13 protein-coding genes are annotated in these 16,669 nt (G+C 35.5%); 5 read left to right on the top strand and 8 right to left on the bottom strand.

The features are described from left to right. Positions 1-32: 32 nt before the first annotated feature. On the top strand, positions 33-761 hold the full coding sequence (locus tag RT250_RS01395) for an RNA methyltransferase (protein ID WP_313111452.1): 729 nt from the start codon (positions 33-35) through the stop codon (positions 759-761). On the opposite strand, the gene porT is transcribed toward RT250_RS01395, so the two are convergent. Continuing rightward, complete coding sequence (gene porT, locus RT250_RS01390) at positions 748-1,458, bottom strand: type IX secretion/gliding motility protein PorT/SprT (RefSeq protein ID WP_313111450.1); 711 nt, start codon at positions 1,456-1,458, stop codon at positions 748-750. The two genes, RT250_RS01395 and porT, sit on opposite strands and share 14 nt — an antisense overlap. A gap of 2 nt (positions 1,459-1,460) precedes the next feature. Next, positions 1,461-2,192, bottom strand: a complete 732-nt coding sequence (gene ubiE / locus RT250_RS01385) for a bifunctional demethylmenaquinone methyltransferase/2-methoxy-6-polyprenyl-1,4-benzoquinol methylase UbiE (protein WP_313111448.1) — start codon at positions 2,190-2,192, stop codon at positions 1,461-1,463. 163 nt (positions 2,193-2,355) lie between these two features. Between ubiE and trkA the strand changes: the two genes are divergently transcribed. Beyond that, positions 2,356-3,705, top strand: a complete 1,350-nt coding sequence (gene trkA / locus RT250_RS01380) for a Trk system potassium transporter TrkA (protein WP_313111445.1) — start codon at positions 2,356-2,358, stop codon at positions 3,703-3,705. After that, positions 3,705-5,210 (top strand): TrkH family potassium uptake protein, encoded by a 1,506-nt coding sequence (locus RT250_RS01375; RefSeq protein WP_313111443.1) that lies wholly within the window; start codon positions 3,705-3,707, stop codon positions 5,208-5,210. The genes trkA and RT250_RS01375 overlap by 1 nt, the downstream gene beginning before the upstream one ends. A gap of 345 nt (positions 5,211-5,555) precedes the next feature. On the opposite strand, the gene purT is transcribed toward RT250_RS01375, so the two are convergent. The 4 genes from purT to RT250_RS01355 form a co-directional block, all read right to left on the bottom strand. After that, positions 5,556-6,716, bottom strand: coding sequence for a formate-dependent phosphoribosylglycinamide formyltransferase (gene purT, locus RT250_RS01370; RefSeq protein ID WP_313111441.1), 1,161 nt, complete (start codon positions 6,714-6,716; stop codon positions 5,556-5,558). Between the two features lie 95 nt (positions 6,717-6,811). Beyond that, positions 6,812-9,733 carry a GEVED domain-containing protein gene (locus RT250_RS01365; protein ID WP_313111439.1) on the bottom strand — a complete coding sequence of 974 codons (2,922 nt, stop codon included), beginning with the start codon at positions 9,731-9,733 and terminating at the stop codon, positions 6,812-6,814. A 126-nt stretch (positions 9,734-9,859) separates the two neighbouring features. Further along, positions 9,860-11,047: a pyridoxal phosphate-dependent aminotransferase gene (locus RT250_RS01360; protein WP_313111437.1), complete on the bottom strand. Its 1,188-nt coding sequence runs from the start codon at positions 11,045-11,047 to the stop codon at positions 9,860-9,862. Between the two features lie 5 nt (positions 11,048-11,052). Further along, positions 11,053-12,156 carry a fatty acid desaturase family protein gene (locus tag RT250_RS01355; RefSeq protein ID WP_313112168.1) on the bottom strand — a complete coding sequence of 368 codons (1,104 nt, stop codon included), beginning with the start codon at positions 12,154-12,156 and terminating at the stop codon, positions 11,053-11,055. Between the two features lie 125 nt (positions 12,157-12,281). Between RT250_RS01355 and rsmG the strand changes: the two genes are divergently transcribed. Then, positions 12,282-12,911: a 16S rRNA (guanine(527)-N(7))-methyltransferase RsmG gene (gene rsmG / locus RT250_RS01350; RefSeq protein WP_313111435.1), complete on the top strand. Its 630-nt coding sequence runs from the start codon at positions 12,282-12,284 to the stop codon at positions 12,909-12,911. Positions 12,912-12,971: 60 nt separating this feature from the next. On the opposite strand, the gene RT250_RS01345 is transcribed toward rsmG, so the two are convergent. Together RT250_RS01345 and RT250_RS01340 are read right to left on the bottom strand one after the other, a co-directional pair. Beyond that, complete coding sequence (locus tag RT250_RS01345; RefSeq protein WP_313111432.1) at positions 12,972-13,535, bottom strand: NUDIX hydrolase; 564 nt, start codon at positions 13,533-13,535, stop codon at positions 12,972-12,974. 107 nt (positions 13,536-13,642) lie between these two features. Beyond that, complete coding sequence (locus tag RT250_RS01340; RefSeq protein WP_313111430.1) at positions 13,643-15,307, bottom strand: T9SS type A sorting domain-containing protein; 1,665 nt, start codon at positions 15,305-15,307, stop codon at positions 13,643-13,645. Positions 15,308-15,590: 283 nt separating this feature from the next. Here RT250_RS01340 and RT250_RS01335 point away from each other — a divergent pair, with 283 nt between their 5' ends. After that, positions 15,591-16,328: a T9SS type A sorting domain-containing protein gene (locus tag RT250_RS01335; protein WP_313111428.1), complete on the top strand. Its 738-nt coding sequence runs from the start codon at positions 15,591-15,593 to the stop codon at positions 16,326-16,328. Positions 16,329-16,669 lie beyond the last annotated feature (341 nt).

Genomic DNA, 16,669 nt, shown 5'->3' with positions numbered 1-16,669 from the left:
GCTCGTTTAGTCAACTTCAAAAATACTATATTTTGGTTAGCAAAAGTCAAACAAAATTAATAACAAGTCTTCAACAGAAAAAGTATAGAGATCAAACTGGTTTTTTTGTGGCAGAAGGGCCTAAAGTTATTGCAGAATTAATTAGTGAAGGCATAGAACTTCAATGGTTGTTTACCGTAGACCAATCAGAAATTGTCGACGAAAATCACATTCTTGTAGATGAAAAAGCGCTAAAGAAATTAAGTTTTCTAAAAACAGCGAATACTTCTGTTGCTGTTTTTAAATTTCCTAAAAATGAATCTATCAAAAATACAGGATTAACGGTAGTCTTAGACGCTGTTCGTGACCCTGGGAATCTTGGTACAATTATACGTTTGTGCGATTGGTTCGGGGTTCAACAATTGGTGTGTTCTAAAGATACTGTAGATTGTTATAATCCTAAGGTGGTACAAGCCACCATGGGGTCCTTGGCTAGGGTAGCTGTGCATTATACATCACTTCCAGAATTCTTGAATAATACAACACAGAAAATTTACGGTGCTTGTATGGACGGAAACAATGTTTATTCTGAAAAGTTGCCTAAAGATGCCGTGATTGTAATGGGTAATGAGGCAAATGGGATATCAGAAGAAATAATGAATATTCTGGATCAAAAATTAACTATTCCACGTTTCGGAGAAACCCAAAGAGCGGAAAGCTTAAACGTTGCTACAGCGACGGCTATTTTTTTGAGTGAATTTAGAAGCGCTACTGAAAGGTAAAGTTTATAAATATTGCCCTTGAGGATAATTTATCAATGTTTCCAGTCCATGGGCTATTTGGGTCGTCATCTCGGACTAACTCATCATTTAAGGCAAATACTCCTCGAATTGAAGGCGTGAATTTAAAGTAGTATAGATAGAAGTCTATACCAAAGCCTAATTCATAATAATAGGTTCCTTTCATCATCCTGAATTTCCCTTGTTCGTTATCTTCGGGATTGTCCTGATTGCTAGAAAGGTTTAATGAAGCCGAAACGCCACCAACTACAAAAGGCCTAAAGTTATTTAGTTTATTGGTAGAAAATTTCACCAAAAGCGGTACGTGTATATAAGTAGATTTAACTTCACGCAGAGAGTCTTGAGCACCAGTTATATTTCGAAATTCTAAATCGCGTTGGGTAAAATATAAACCTGGTTCTAAACGCAGGTGAATATTTTCAGTAATTTTCATATCTCCTACAAGACCAACATTAAAACCTGCCGAGCGTTGTACCAACACATCTGTGTCGTTACCAAGATGTTGTTTATAATCAAATTTGAAATCGTAGCTATTAAAGCCTAAGAAATAACCGTAAGTTAGAAATCTTTTGTCAAAATTTTGTAAATTTTCTAAGCGTTCCTTACTAAAAAGGCCTCCTTGTGCAGAGCTGCTAGTTACACAAAATAAAATGGCAATTACAAAAAATATTTTTTTCATACTTATTTTGTTGCTTTATAAATGGTAGCTACACCAAAAGTTTGGGGATGATTTTCCACATTCTTAAACCCGATTTCTTTTAAAATATTGTTGAGCTTTTCACCATGTGGAAATGTGGAGGCGCTTTCACTTAAATATTTATAGGCAACTTTATCTTTAGAAAATATTTTGCCGATAAGCGGTAAAATGTTTTTAGAATATAAGTTATAACCTTGTTTAAAAGGGAATTTTGAGGGTACAGAAGTTTCTAAAACTACAAAGATTCCATTGTTCTTTAACACTCGAAGTATTTCTGAAAGCCCTACTTCAAGATTTTCAAAATTTCTTATACCAAAAGAAACTGTAATGGCGTCAAAGGTGTTGTCTTCAAAAGGTAAAGCTTCAGAATCGCCTTGAATAAATTCAATTTTTTGAGAAATTGGTTTCCCAAAAACCTTTTTCTTGGCGATAGAAAGCATCCCTTCCGAAAGGTCTAGACCAACAATTTTTTCAGCATTTGTACTTTCAGCAAATTGTATAGCAAGATCTCCAGTTCCAGTAGCGATGTCTAAAATTGCGTTTGGCTTTGTATCACCAACCATTTTAATAACCTTTTTTCGCCACTTAATATCAGAGCCAAGTGAAATTACACGGTTTAAGCCGTCATAATTCTCAGAAATGTTGTCGAACATCTGTTCAACTTGTTTCTTTTTACCGTCTTGTGAATCTTTGTAGGGAGTTATTTTTTTCTTCATAATTGTACGCCTACAAAACTACATATTTTTTGGACAGATGATACTACCTTTGTTAAAGTTTCAAGAAGTAAAAATATATACTTTAATGCGCTAATATTCAATATCAATATCATAAATACTTATCTTTGCATCCACTTATTTCATTCGCTAAAACAAATTTTTCATGAAAATTATTATCGCTGGTGCGGGAGAGGTAGGGTTTCATCTTGCTAAACTACTTTCGTTTGAATCGCAAGATATAACCTTAATAGACACCGATCGCGAATCATTAGCAAATGCTGATACACATTTGGATATACGTGTGGTAAGAGGAGACGCAACCTCAATTTCAGTATTGCAAGATAGTAGAGTAGCCGAAACAGATTTAGTTATTGGAGTTACTTCAAGTGAAACTACCAATATTACACTTTGTGTTTTAGCTAAAGAATTAGGTGCCAAACGTACAATTGCCCGTATTTCTAACACCGAATTTATTGAGAAAAAGAACGATGTAGGATTCTCTAAGTTTGGAATTGATGAACTCATTTCTCCAGAATCGCTAGCTTCCGACGAAATTGAACTTCTCTTAAATCAAAGTGCATTTAATGAAAGTTACGAATTTGAAGAAGGAGAACTAACCATGATTGGTTTAAGTCTTTCAGGAGCTTCAGCATTTGTTGGGAAAACTGTAAAAGAAGTCGCTAAAATTTATCCAGATTTAAAATATGTGCCTATTGCGCTTCAACGCTTTGGGACACAATATACAATTATACCTAGAGGTGATACTCAATTTAAACAAGGTGACCAAGTTTATTTTACCACAGTAAAAAAGGGAAACGAACAAATCTTTAAACTTTCTGGTAAGAGTAAGCAAGATATTAGAAATGTAATGATTCTTGGAGGTAGTAAGATTGGATATAAAACAGCCAAAGACTTATGTAAGGCAAAGTTTAAAGTAAAATTGATTGAAAGCAGTAGAGACAAAGCCTTCGAAATTGCTGATGAGATACCAAGCTGCTTGGTAATTAATGGAGATGGTAGGAATGTAGATTTGCTTTTAGAAGAATCTCTAGAAGAAATGGATGCCTTTATAGCTGTAACAGGAAACAGTGAAACTAACATTATGTCGTGTTTGGTAGCAAAATCTAAAGGAGTTAAGAAAACGATAGCGCTAGTAGAAAACATGGATTATTTTCAGTTGTCGCATTCCATAGGCATAGATACACTTATTAACAAGAAATTGTTGGCTGCCAATAATATTTTCCGTTATGTAAGAAAAGGAGAAGTTGTGGCTATGACTAAGTTGAATAATATGAATGCTGAGTTATTAGAGTTTATGGTGTCTTCGCATTCTAAGGTATGTAACAAAAAAATAAAAGATCTCCATTTTCCTGATTCTGCAATTATTGGGGGTGTAGTTAGAGACGGAGTAGGGATTATTGCCTTAGGAGATTTTGAAATTAAACAAGGAGACAGAGTGGTAGTATGTTGTCTTCCTCAATCTATAAATAAGGTTGAAAAATTATTTGTGTAATGAACTCCCTCACCAAGCTAAACTTTAAGATTATAGCGCATTTAATGGGGCTTTTGTTCGTTGTGAATGGCGGATTTATGCTTTTATCTGCAATAATTAGTTGGTATTATAGCGATGGAGTTTTAGCTCAAATGATTTATTCTGGGTCTGTAGCGCTTGGGCTTGGAGGAATAATTATGATTTCAACTAAAAATCATAGAAAAGAAATTCAAAAGCGTGAGGGTTATATTATAGTAGCTTTTGGATGGATTTTTATGGCGTTGATTGGTACCCTCCCTTATCTTTTTACGGCTGCAATCCCAAATTTTACCGATGCTTTTTTTGAAACTATGAGTGGTTTTACAACTACGGGAGCATCTATTTTATCTGATATTGAAGCGGTACCTAAGGGTGTGCTTTTTTGGCGAAGTATTACACATTGGATAGGAGGTATGGGAATAATCGTTTTAGCAATAGCTATTCTCCCATTATTGGGAATAGGTGGGATGCAACTTTTTGCGGCTGAAGCTCCGGGGCCTGGAGGTGATAAGCTTCACCCTCGAATTACCGATACTGCAAAACGACTTTGGCTTATTTATGTGGGATACACTATAGCAGAAACAATTCTTCTTAAGTTGGCGGGGATGAGTTTTTTCGATGCTATAAACCATTCGTTATCGACATTGAGCACGGGTGGGTTTTCTACTAAAAACAATAGCGTAGCTTATTGGAACGACAACCCTTTGGTGCAATATATTATTATACTTTTCATGTTTTTAGCGGGTAGTAATTTCGTTCTCAGCTATTTTGCATTTAAAAGAAAGTTTCAGAAAGTATTTCAAGATGAAGAGTTTAAAATGTACGCTGCTATTATCTTAGGGTTTACGTTAATCGCTGCTTTATTAATATATTTCGAAGCAGATATGTCTCTTTCTAGTGTTGCTCATCCAACGGTATGGGGGCCTTTTGAAAGCGCAGTTCGTCATGCATTATTCCAAGTGCTTACGGTAATTACAACTACAGGATTTATAAGTGCAGATTACACCGCCTGGACGCCATTTTTAACTATATTTTTCTTTGGAATGATGTTTTTAGGAGGATGTGCAGGTTCTACTTCAGGAGGAATAAAAATTATGCGCCATCTAATAATGATAAAAAATGGAGTACTAGAATTTAAAAGAACTCTTCATCCCCATGCAATTTTGCCTGTGCGATATAACCGAAAAGCTGTACAGCAACCTATTGTTTTTAATATATTAGGCTTTTTTATACTTTATATGCTGTCGTTTATAGTTGGAACATTAGTCTTCTCTTGGGTGGGCTTAGACTTTATAACAGCTATAGGTGCGGCTGCTTCAACACTTGGAAATATAGGGCCTGCACTTGGTGGTCTCGGTCCAGTAGAAAATTATGGGCATTTGCCAGATGCGGCAAAATGGTGGTCGAGCTTCTTGATGTTAATAGGAAGATTGGAGCTATTTACAGTTCTTATCTTATTAACGCCATTTTTCTGGAGAAATCGATAATTGGAAGTTAAAATTCAGAATTCGACGAGAAAATTAATTTCCTGCAAGGTTTTTTATAACCTTGTAGGCATTACTCCAACTTATAATTCATTTCTAAACTGGCAATTAAATACACCCTTCGACTGCGCTCAGGGGGACAGGGTCTGGTATTGTTTTAAGAATAATTTTGCAATGAATAATTTTCCGCTCATCTCATTGTTCGGCAAGGTTTCTATAGCCTTTTGGTATTACCCTTATAATTATTTTTAAAACATAGAATATCTACTTCTTAAGTTTTATAAACAAATACTGGAGTACTTATCGATAGTTGATTTTTAATATTCCGCTCAATCTTAAAGTTTATCTTTAATTCACCTTAACCTGTTTAACAAGATTCTTTGCTTTTTCGGTTACTTCAGCAATATTTCCATCTACATTATCATAGGTTAAAACCACTCCCATTCTTCGGTATGGCCGAGAAGTTGGTTTACCAAAAATTCTAAAATCTGTTTTAGGTGATGCGGCTACTTTTTCAAGTCCGCTGTAGGTCGGATTATCTGAATTTTCTGAAGCTAAAATTACTGCACTACAGCCAATGCGTTCTTGAGTTATTTCTGGAATTGGAAGTCCAAGAACAGCCCTTAGGTGTAATTCAAACTCGTTAAAATTTTGTGTTTTTGCAAGAGTTACCATTCCAGTATCGTGCGGTCTTGGAGAAAGTTCAGAAAAGTAAACACCGTCATCGGCCACAAAGAATTCTACTCCCCAAATGCCACAACCTGTTAGGGCGGTGGTAACTCTTTCGGCCATTTGTTGAGCTTCTTTTAAAACCTCAGTTTGCATTGGCTCGGGTTGCCAACTTTCCATATAATCGCCACGTTCTTGTCGGTGGCCAATGGGGGGACAGAAAAGTGTTTCTCCATTGCGTTGTGTTACGGTTAGTAACGTAATTTCATGATTAAAATCTATAAAGGCTTCTACGATAACTTCGGCCACATCACCACGGGACCCATCTTGTGAATAGGTCCAAGCGTTTTCAATATCTTCTTCAGTTTTAATAGTACTTTGACCTTTTCCGCTAGAAGACATTAATGGTTTTACCACGCAGGGCATTCCAATTTCCAAAACCGCTTTTTTAAGACTTGCGGCCGAGGATGCATAGCGATAAGCTGCCGTTTTTAATCCCAATTCTTTTGAAGCTAAATCGCGAATGGCTTTGCGGTTCATGGTAAAATTAGCTGCCTTCGCTGAAGGAATAACCATATAACCTTGCTTTTCATATTCATAAAACCGTTCCGTACGGATAGCTTCAATTTCTGGAACTATATAATCTGGTTTGTATTTTTCAACTAAAGCGTCTAAGGCCTTGCCGTCTAGCATATTTATAACTTCGGCAAAATCTGCGAGTTGGGCTGCAGGTGCATTTTTATAACTATCAACAGCTATAACTGTTTGTCCGATTCTCTTGGCGGCAATGGTGAATTCTTTACCTAATTCTCCGCTTCCTAATAATAAAATTTTGGCCATGTATCGATTTTTGGTAAAAATACAGCAATAGAATTCATAAAAAAACCCAAAGCAAATTTTATGCTTTGGGCTTTTATGTTAATTGTAAAAAATAATTATTTCACAATTATACGTTGTACTCTTCCGGTATCTCGATTACCAACACGGATTAGGTAAACGCCTTTTGCTACATAACCCATATCTAGTGTATAACTATAAGTTCCTCCTTCATTTTCAAGTTTTCTAAAAAGCAATCTTTGTCCTAAGATGTTATAAACAGACAATTGAAGATCTTTTAGGTAATCTTGAGTTTCCACTTTAATATCGAACACATTGTTATCTAAAGATAAAACAGTAAGTCCGTTCTCATTAAAAATTGAATCTCCAACTCCTAATTCACCTATTTGAACGCTGTAGTCTTCTGTTTCTCCAAAAGTTGTTTCTTCACAAGCATCATTAGGAACAGGTGCATTCCAGTTTGTTTTAGCGCGCATTAAATGTTGCCCTATAGCAGCATCTGCAGGAACTACAAATGGTGTTGTTAATGTAAAGGTACCCGATGTTTGTCCTTGACCAATAATAACATTATTTACCACAATTTCATCCTGTGAAAACACAAAATCGTCGTTAAAATCTACCCATACACGAACATATTGGTTCCCATAGTTGGTTTTCAACGTAAGGTCGTAAGTAGTATCTGGATCCATAACCGCAATTTGATCGGTAAAGTCAGCATATCCTTCACATTCTGAAGGGTTATCAATGGTGGTTAAATTGAACAATCGTAAACCGTCTCCTGAATTACAGTTCATCGTTGGTGTACAATTCTGATTTGTAATTATTACAGAAGTTGTGTCGTTAGAAGTGTCGCTATCATTAGGCAGCGACGTGTAAGCGCTCAAATCATAATTTCCGAAAGCAGAAAAATCACCTGTTTCGGTAAAGGTATAAGCAATCTCTGAATTTCCTTCTAGTGGGCCCGCAACAATTTCGGTAACAATTGTTCCTTCTAAATTGTACGATACATCGAAATTTGATTGTGTTTCACCTCCAAAGTTTGTGATTGTAACAGTTATTTCTTCTGAGTCACTTAGCTGTGTACCAGAGGTAGGTGAGGAAATATCACTTACTCCAATATCATTCGGCTCTAAGAAGGTAACAGATTTTGTAAGCGAATCGTTGTCTGTATTTTCATCGCCAGCCATATTTGTTGCAGCGGTGATAGAGTAGGTTGTGCCAACTGTTCCTAAATTTGCAGTAGCTGTAAAGGTGTATTCAGCAGTTGTAGAAGAAGGAATTGTTCCTGAAAACGTTTCAGAAACTATTGTACCACCATCTATCTGAAAAGTTATTGGGAAGTTGGAAGCGCTGTCTTCTCCATAGTTGAATATAGTAACCTTAACAGTTTCACTGTTTGAAAGTGTTCCAGATTCAGGACTGTCTATACTTACCACCCCAACATCTTTGTTAAAGTTTGGTGCAATTTGAAAAACACCTACAACGTCTTTTCTACCGTTGTTCATATATTCGTTTATATACCAAAACTCCTTATCGTTTACAGGGTCGATATCAATTTTACTGTAATCTCCATATCGCAATCCAGGAATATTTTGATTTCCCGCTGCAATTAATTCTTCACTGATGGTCATGGTGTTTAGCGGGTCATTTGCAAATCGCCCTGTATAGTATGAACTCACTCTTTTAGAAGTTGGATCTGGTGTAGTTGGCCCTGCCATAGCAGTATATCCCATGGCTATATTACCTTGCATATCCATCATCATACTTCCGTGCCAGGCGTGTTTTCCTTCGGGAGAAGTGTGCGTTCCTTCTTGGTAAATACTCCAAGGTTGCCCATCGCCATCTTGACGAAGTTCGAACCAACGGATTCCTGCAAGTTCACCATTAGTAGCATCGGTATCTACAACAAAATTAAATACCGCAGCGTTGTGCGTGTTAAATTTTCTGAATTGAGCCTGATTCATGATAGTTGCTTGAAGTGCATCAATTGCAGCACCACCACCAGGTTGTGAAAGATTAGAAAAACTTCCGCCGTCAAAAACGGATATAAATGGAGTCGTGGTCAGTTCGATTGGCGATGTAATTGTTGAATTGGCAGGAGTTGCCCAATCAACATCTATAGTCCATAATTTTACATGATCTTGTGAAACACCAGACCAAGCATCGTCTTGAAGATAAACAATAGGAGCTGCTCCAGGAGCCGGAAGGTTATTGTTGGTAACGTTTAAAGCTTGCGGGCTGTAAAAGCCATTTCTTACAATTCCTGGAAGTGGAAATCCAATAATTTTTGCTGAAGCGTCTCCATTAAGCATTTTTGAACGCTCCATGGCATATACCTTATTGGTTGCACTTGTGTTATCGGTCATATAATATCCGTCACTCCAAATTGAAAGTTTTTGATAGTCACTAATTTGAGCAATATTATAAACATACCATCCATCATTTACAGGGTCTGGCCCATCTGATACTGCAATTTGAGCACCATTACCAAGAAATGTAATGACAAACCTATCAGCTGCATTGTCATAAGAGACAGTTAGGTCGCAACATCCACCATTAGGAAAAATAGTTGGATTAGGGCTTAATTGTCCAGTTAAAGGGTTTCCACTTTTATCGAAAATTCTGAAACCAGTATTAAAAACAACAAACACATGATTAGGGCCAACGCCAACGGCAGGATCGGTAGGTTGTGAGTTTGATGAGGCAGCATCAAAAACTAACGAAGGGGTGCGTCCCTTTAGAGCTTGTGTTAATTTATGAGGATTTCTAACAAAGAAATCATCTTCAATTTGAGGATCTTTTCCAGGTACAATTAAGTTTCGCGATGCTCTACCATCTTGCATCACAGATTTTTTAACTCGGGCAGGAGCTAATTCGTTCTGTGCGGCTTGGGAAGCAATTGATGGAACATGCACTACATTTCCTACTGTACCTACATAGGTGGCTTTGGTTCTATCTTGTGCTTTAGCCCCGAATGCAAAAGCAAAAAGAATAAGAAATAATGTAAATTTTGTTTTCATTAAAGTTAGTTTTTTTTTGATTTTAAGCTGCCTAAATTACAGAGAATTTATAAAAACAAAACAGGATTAGTTGTATTTAACTAATCCTGCTACTAAAATATTATTATTTTTTAAAAAAACACCTTGTTAAGAAAGAGCTTCTTTAATTCTGCGAATAGCTTCTTTAATGTCGCTTTCTGATGCAGCATATGAAAGCCTAATGCAATTAGGGTCTCCAAAAGCCTCACCAGTTACAGTAGCTACCTTGGCTTCTTCTAATAAATAGAGTGATAAATCTGAAGCATTTGTAATATTTTTTCCACGAAGTGTTTTCCCAAAGAAATAAGAAATATCTGGAAAAACATAAAAGGCACCCTCTGGTTTATTAATCTTAAAACCATCAATTTCTGAAAGTAATTCTAGTATGAGTTCTCTTCTCTTCTTAAAAGCATCGACCATAAATTTAATTTTACTAGGTGGATTCTCTAAAGCTGTAATTGCGGCTCTCTGAGCAATAGCATTTGCTCCACTAGTTACTTGACCTTGCATTTTGTTACAAGCTCTTGCAATCCATTCTGGGCCACCAATGTAACCAATACGCCAACCCGTCATGGAAAAGGCTTTTGAAACGCCATTTACGATTACGGTACGGTCGGACATATCATCAAACTCTGCCATAGAAGCGTGACCACCACTAAAATTGATGTGTTCGTATATCTCGTCGCTAATTACAATTACATCTGGATATTTTACTAATACATCGGCTAATTTTCTAAGTTCTTCCTTACTGTAAACCGAACCACTTGGGTTGCAAGGTGAACTGTAAATAATCATTTTTGTCTTTGGAGTAATTGCAGCTTCTAGTGCTTCTGCAGTAATCTTAAAATCGGTTTCTATAGTTGTGGGAATTTCTATCGGAACTCCTCCAGCAACTTTACATTGATCTGCATAACTCACCCAGTAGGGGGCTGGAAGTAAAACTTCATCCCCTTCATTTAAAAGGACCATGGTTAAGTTAGCTAAAGATTGCTTGGCACCTGTAGATACTACTATTTGAGAAGGTTTATATGAAATGTTATTATCTCGCTTAAATTTGTGAATTATAGCGTTTTTAAGCTCGACATAACCATCTACAGGAGTATAAGAATGATAATCGTCTTTAATTGCTTGAATTGCCGCATCTTTGATGTAATCCGGAACTGTAAAATCAGGCTCGCCAAGACTTAACCCAATAATGTCTTCTCCTTGTTCTTTAAGTTCTCTAGTTTTTGCAGCCATTGCTAATGTAGCTGAAGTTGCCATCGCATTAACGCGATTTGAAAGTCTTTTGTCCATAATAGTTAAGCAGTTAGAGTAGCAGGTTTTTGCCCCATTTCTCTTAAATGTCTAAAATGGGCAGCTATTGCCTCTCTGGTAGTTTTATATTCTTTATAAGGTAAATTGAATTCTTTTGTGGTGCTTTTTACAATTTCAGAAATTTTCTTGTAGTGAATATGACTGATGTTTGGAAAAATATGGTGTTCTACTTGGTGATTTAATCCGCCAGTGTACCAATTAACAATTGGATTGTTTGTAGAGAAATTCATTGTAGTAAATAACTGGTGAATAGCCCATGTATTTTTCATAGTTCCGCTTTCGTCTGGAAGGAAGACTTCGGTATCCTCAACGACGTGAGCAAGTTGAAAAACAATACTTAGGATTAATCCAGCAACGTAGTGCATAATGAAGAAACCTATCAATATTTTCCACCATACAATGTTGAAGAACAAAATTGGAATTACTATCCATAAGGAAATGTAAATAATTTTTGTTATTACTAAAATACTCCATTGTTTTACCGGACTAGGGAATTTACCGTAGGATAGTTTTCTAGCTAAATAACGTTTAGTTTGAAAAAAGTCTGTAGTTAATACCCAGTTAAAGGTTAATAATCCATAAAGTAATACGCTGTACCAGTGTTGATATTTATGGAAACGCTTCCATTTAGAGTGTTCTGAAAATCTAAGAATACGTCCTGCTTCTAAATCTTCATCGTGACCGTGAATGTTTGTATAAGTATGGTGTAGCACGTTGTGTTGTACTTGCCAATTATAGACGTTCCCGGCAAGAATATACATACTGCTGCCCATAACCTTATTTATCCATTTTTTGGATGAATACGACCCGTGATTAGCATCGTGCATAACATTCATACCCACACCAGCCATTCCTACTCCCATAATAATGGTAAGCAGTAATTGAGCCCATCCAGGGAAATTTAGTGTTAAAAATAAAAAGTAAGGGGTGAGATAAAGTGAAAACATAACAATTGTTTTCAGGTGAAGTTTCCAATTTCCTGATTTATCAATTTCGTTTTCTTTGAAATAATCGTTTACTCGTTTATTTAGTGTTCTAAAGAATTTGGCGCTATCCTTTCTTGAGAAGTTTAAGTTTTTTTGATTCATGTAATAGTTAACAAGGGTAATATAAATTGTAGATTGAACAAAAATAGACATCTTTTATGGAAATCTAGTTGTCGAAATTCACAATTTTAGTTAAGATATTCTACTTTTGCCACTTATTTACTTATATGGAGCTAATTTTAAAATATTTCCCGCAACTTACTGATATTCAGAAGAACCAGCTTGAGCAATTACAAAAACTCTACCAAGACTGGAATTTAAAGATAAATGTAGTATCTCGAAAGGATATTGACGAACTATACTTAAGACATGTTTTGCATTCGCTTGGAATTGCGAAAATTCAAACTTTTCTACCAGGATCCAAAATTTTAGATGTTGGTACAGGAGGTGGTTTTCCAGGTATTCCACTTGCTATTTTATATCCAGATGTTCAATTTCACCTAGTTGATAGCATAGGAAAAAAAATAAAAGTAGTAGATGAAGTAGTAGATGGTTTGCAATTAAAAAATGTAAAGACTACAAATGCAAGAGTTGAAATTATTTCAGGTAATTACGATTTTATTGTAAGTCGTGCTGTAGCGCAAATGGAAACATTTGTACATTGGATAAACGGAAAAATTGCTAAAAAGAGTCTACACGATCGTAAAAATGGAATTCTCTATCTAAAAGGAGGTGATTTAACAGAAGAATTAAAAGTGTATAAAAATGCTGAAATTTATCCTTTAGAAGATTACTTTGAAGAAGACTTTTTTGAAACGAAAAGTGTGGTGTATTTACCACTTAAATATAAAGGATAAGAGAAGTAGCTTCAGGCGGAATTTCGATTTGTTTTAGTAATTAAAACCACCAGAGCTTCATTAAACTGGGTTATTTATAAGAAACCATTGTAGTGCGAGTATGGTTTTTGCATCTTTATATTCGGTGATTTTCGAATGAATTTCTGCTCTAGGTAACTTAACAAGTTGAATATCTTCATTTTCAGTTTTAACTCCACCGCCTTGTGAAATTTTGTCTTGAACTGAAACCTCTGCAAAATATAAAAAAATGCGTTCGGTGCTAGCGCCGGGTGAGGTGTAGAAAGTATTTATTAGTTTTGGGTTTTCAATTTTATATCCAATTTCTTCTAGCACTTCCCTTGTAATACAATCTTTGGGATTTTCATCTTTTTCTAGAGAACCAGCCGGAATTTCGAGCAGCCATCCGTTGTGGTGTTTGCAAGTAGGATACCTAAACTGATTGGTTAGGAGCAAGCTTTGCGATTCCTTTTCATATAAAAGTATCGCCACAGAGTCACCTCTTTCAAATGCTAAACGTCTAACTGTTATTTCATTTCCATTGAAAGTATCGTGGGTTATTTGTCCCTCAGTTATCTTGTAGTGGTCATCAAAAATTGTTTTTTCCTTCTTGATAGTATATTTCATATTGGTATTGATTTAAAATGAGAACTCTTGCAGTTGTATCTTCTGTAGGGTTAAGGTATAAAAAAACCCCGAACGAATCGGGGTTTTCAAAATATGTACTTCTAAAACTATTTAGTAACTAAAAACTTCTTAGTTGTAACCGAGTTATCTTTAGAGATTTTAATAAAATAGGTTCCAGCTTGTAGATTAGCAACATTTATTTGAGCGTCTACATCAAGGTTATTTTGAGTTAGAATTAATTTTCCTAAAATATCATAAACTTCGATATTTGCATTTTCAGCATTCTTAAGGTTAAGAACTGTACTTGCTGGGTTAGGATAAAGAGCAATGTTTTCAGTGCTAAATTCCTCAGTGCTTAATACACCGTTACTACCAAACTGTCCTGTGGTTTCAGCTCCCCAATTACCTACTGCGTAAAACAGTTGGGTTCCTTCACTATCAGTTAATGTGAATCTTGTTCCACCGTCACCCCAAGTGTCTATCCCAGTAAATAAATAACAGTCTTCATCTAAATTAAATGTAAGGTTTACTGTAGTGTTGTTTGGGTAAGGTCCACCATTTTCGATAATGTTCCCATTGCTATCTTTAATGTTCCAGCGGCACTCAGATCCATATCCATCGGTACGAATTTCTAAGTTAACTGTTCCTGTACCTTCAGTTGCTTGGTCAAAAGTGGTAGATTGTGAGTTGTTAGAGTTATCGTCGTCGTTAGGGATAGTAACCTCCAGTGTGTTTGTGCTATTTAACGTATAGGTTACTGCTGGTAAAGAAACCGTCTCCGATCTAAGCGATAATAAGTTGCCAGTCCATGTAAATGTGTGCGCTTCACCATTAATTGTGTATGTAATAGGTAGCGAAGTAATTGGGTCTGCGCCTAAATTTTTGATTACTACATTGGCTGATAATTCAGTATCACAAGTAGGTTCTATTTCAGGAATTTCTGCTATCGCAGCATCATTATTATTTGTTAGACCTGTATATGTAGGTAAAGTTGTTACACCAGTAGGTATTTCTTGAGTAGTTTCTGTAATAAATACAACTACTTTCATATCAGCAAGATTTGTAGGAACATCTCTATAGTCTGCCGGTATAGTATAAGTGAAAGTACGATCGATGAAGCTTCCGGCTGTAGTATTCGTAATGTCTTCACCCCACTGTCCGGTAATTAGATCAACCAAACGATGCATATGGTTGTAATTGCTGCCTTGACCTCCACCACTTTGAGGTCCTTTGGTGTTATCTTGTAATACAGCCACATTCAATTTGTTTGTAGATTCAACACTGCTACTGGTATAATAAGCTTCTACGTGAACTGTTAGCTCATTGGTTTGCACATTTATATTTGCTTCGGCAGCTACGTTTACATTTGAAGCAGTTCCTAAAATTTGGTTAGCTCTACCTGCCCATTGTGTTCTATCAAGTATAGTGTTATTTCCAGAAAATACGTGACGGTTAACCGTTCCAGATGGATATCCAGTTAAACCAGTTTGTGCAGCAATGGCAGCACCGTAATTTGTTCGGAAATCAGGGGCATTACCTGAAGGATTCGCAAATCCGCCAGTGTGGATGTTTATTAACGAGACTCTGTCGGGATTAGCATCTTTAATAGCTTGAGCACGTGAATGTCCGTCTGGACAAAATTGACAATAAATTCCTGTGAATTCTTCTAAGACAACATTTTTGTCTTGAGGGGAAGTTGATACAATAGTTTGCGCGTACGAGCCAAATGCAAATACTGTAAAAACTAAGGAAAGAGATAGTTTTTTAAACATGATTTTAGTTTTTTAGGAGTTTTAAAAGATTTAATACCTACAAATCTACTATTTTCAATGAAACATTGTTAATAAAAGATTAAATTTTTTACATAATTATACAATTTTAATAAATATACAAATAATACTTTTATTCTTGTGTAAGTATTTGATTTTTAGTGTTTAGTATGGTTTTAACAAGTGTTAAAAATTCAAATGTTTTTAATATTCAGGACTTTATATATAATTAAAATCGTTACTTTTGTTAGATTATAATTCCTTTTAACCTTAAAATTTTAAATTAATGAAAATCAAATTACTTTTATTAGCGACCATAGGATGTTTTACAGTTGCTAATGCACAATTTACTGTAACAGACAGAGCTGGGAATGAATTGAATAATGGCGATGTTATCGAGTATGGTTCTATTGACTACGCAGATGCCGAATATGAGTTTTTTGTAACCAATGATAATCCATCAGAAGAAATATATACTCGAATTGAGGTTATTGAAAAACAAAACTCTGTAACTGGTACATTTGAGCAATTGTGTTACGGATTATGTTATAACGATTTAGAAATTGGAGAGACTGTTCCTCCAGCTGTAGACCCTGCATATCTAATTGGAGTTGGAGAAACTACTGGTCTTGGAAATCACCTATGGAATAACGATGCGGGTAATGGAACTGATAATGTAGAATTTAAATTTGCATTCCGTCAATATTCTGATGCTGCAGGAACAAACGAAATTAATGAACCTTTAATTTTTTCATACCGTTACAACCCAACTTTGGGAGTTAACGAATTAAGAAAAGTTAAATTTGCTGTACAGTCTACAATAGTTTCTAATGAAATTGTAATGGAAGTTGCTGAGCCAATTCAATTAACTATGTATAACGTATTAGGGAAAGTTGTAAAACAAGCATCTTTTGATACTGGACGTCATATTATGAATGTTTCAAACTTGGCTTCACAGGCTTATGTTTTACAGATAACTAACAAGGCTGGCGCTGTACAAACTACTAAAATACTAAAGCAGTAAGACTTTATTCTTTATAGCTTTCTTAAAAGACTATTCTTAATTGGAATAGTCTTTTTTGTTTTCTATAGCTTTACGAATTAACTCCGCTTCAGATATTGGTGAGCATTTAAGATATTAAAAGTGCTAGTTTGAATGATTAAATGGTTTGATCATAACTTCTTAAAGTAATTTCTCGTTGTTGGGCTTTATTAAGGATTTGTATATTTCTCGATATCCTATTTCAATTAATTACTTAATAGGTTTTCCTAATTGGGTAATTACTAAACAGCACAGCCTTAATTTTTAAATACTTCAGATTACACCTCTCAATATATGAAATCTGTAAAATAATTCATTATTGA

This window comes from Aequorivita sediminis (assembly GCF_032080575.2).
GTDB classification, from domain to species: Bacteria; Bacteroidota; Bacteroidia; order Flavobacteriales; family Flavobacteriaceae; genus Aequorivita; species Aequorivita sediminis.
The sequence above is the reverse complement of the archived record's forward strand: the minus strand, read 5'-3'. Positions and strand labels throughout refer to the sequence as shown.

What these genes read in the sequence shown, in the direction of transcription:
- RT250_RS01375 (WP_313111443.1), top strand. Translation starts at nt 3,705, where the DNA reads ATGAACTCCCTCACCAAGCTAAACTTTAAGATTATAGCGCATTTAATG.
- RT250_RS01355 (WP_313112168.1), bottom strand. Translation starts at nt 12,156, where the DNA reads ATGAATCAAAAAAACTTAAACTTCTCAAGAAAGGATAGCGCCAAATTC.
- RT250_RS01365 (WP_313111439.1), bottom strand. Translation starts at nt 9,733, where the DNA reads ATGAAAACAAAATTTACATTATTTCTTATTCTTTTTGCTTTTGCATTC.
- trkA (WP_313111445.1), top strand. Translation starts at nt 2,356, where the DNA reads ATGAAAATTATTATCGCTGGTGCGGGAGAGGTAGGGTTTCATCTTGCT.
- ubiE (WP_313111448.1), bottom strand. Translation starts at nt 2,192, where the DNA reads ATGAAGAAAAAAATAACTCCCTACAAAGATTCACAAGACGGTAAAAAG.
- rsmG (WP_313111435.1), top strand. Translation starts at nt 12,282, where the DNA reads ATGGAGCTAATTTTAAAATATTTCCCGCAACTTACTGATATTCAGAAG.
- RT250_RS01345 (WP_313111432.1), bottom strand. Translation starts at nt 13,535, where the DNA reads ATGAAATATACTATCAAGAAGGAAAAAACAATTTTTGATGACCACTAC.
- RT250_RS01360 (WP_313111437.1), bottom strand. Translation starts at nt 11,047, where the DNA reads ATGGACAAAAGACTTTCAAATCGCGTTAATGCGATGGCAACTTCAGCT.
- purT (WP_313111441.1), bottom strand. Translation starts at nt 6,716, where the DNA reads ATGGCCAAAATTTTATTATTAGGAAGCGGAGAATTAGGTAAAGAATTC.
- RT250_RS01340 (WP_313111430.1), bottom strand. Translation starts at nt 15,307, where the DNA reads ATGTTTAAAAAACTATCTCTTTCCTTAGTTTTTACAGTATTTGCATTT.
- porT (WP_313111450.1), bottom strand. Translation starts at nt 1,458, where the DNA reads ATGAAAAAAATATTTTTTGTAATTGCCATTTTATTTTGTGTAACTAGC.
- RT250_RS01335 (WP_313111428.1), top strand. Translation starts at nt 15,591, where the DNA reads ATGAAAATCAAATTACTTTTATTAGCGACCATAGGATGTTTTACAGTT.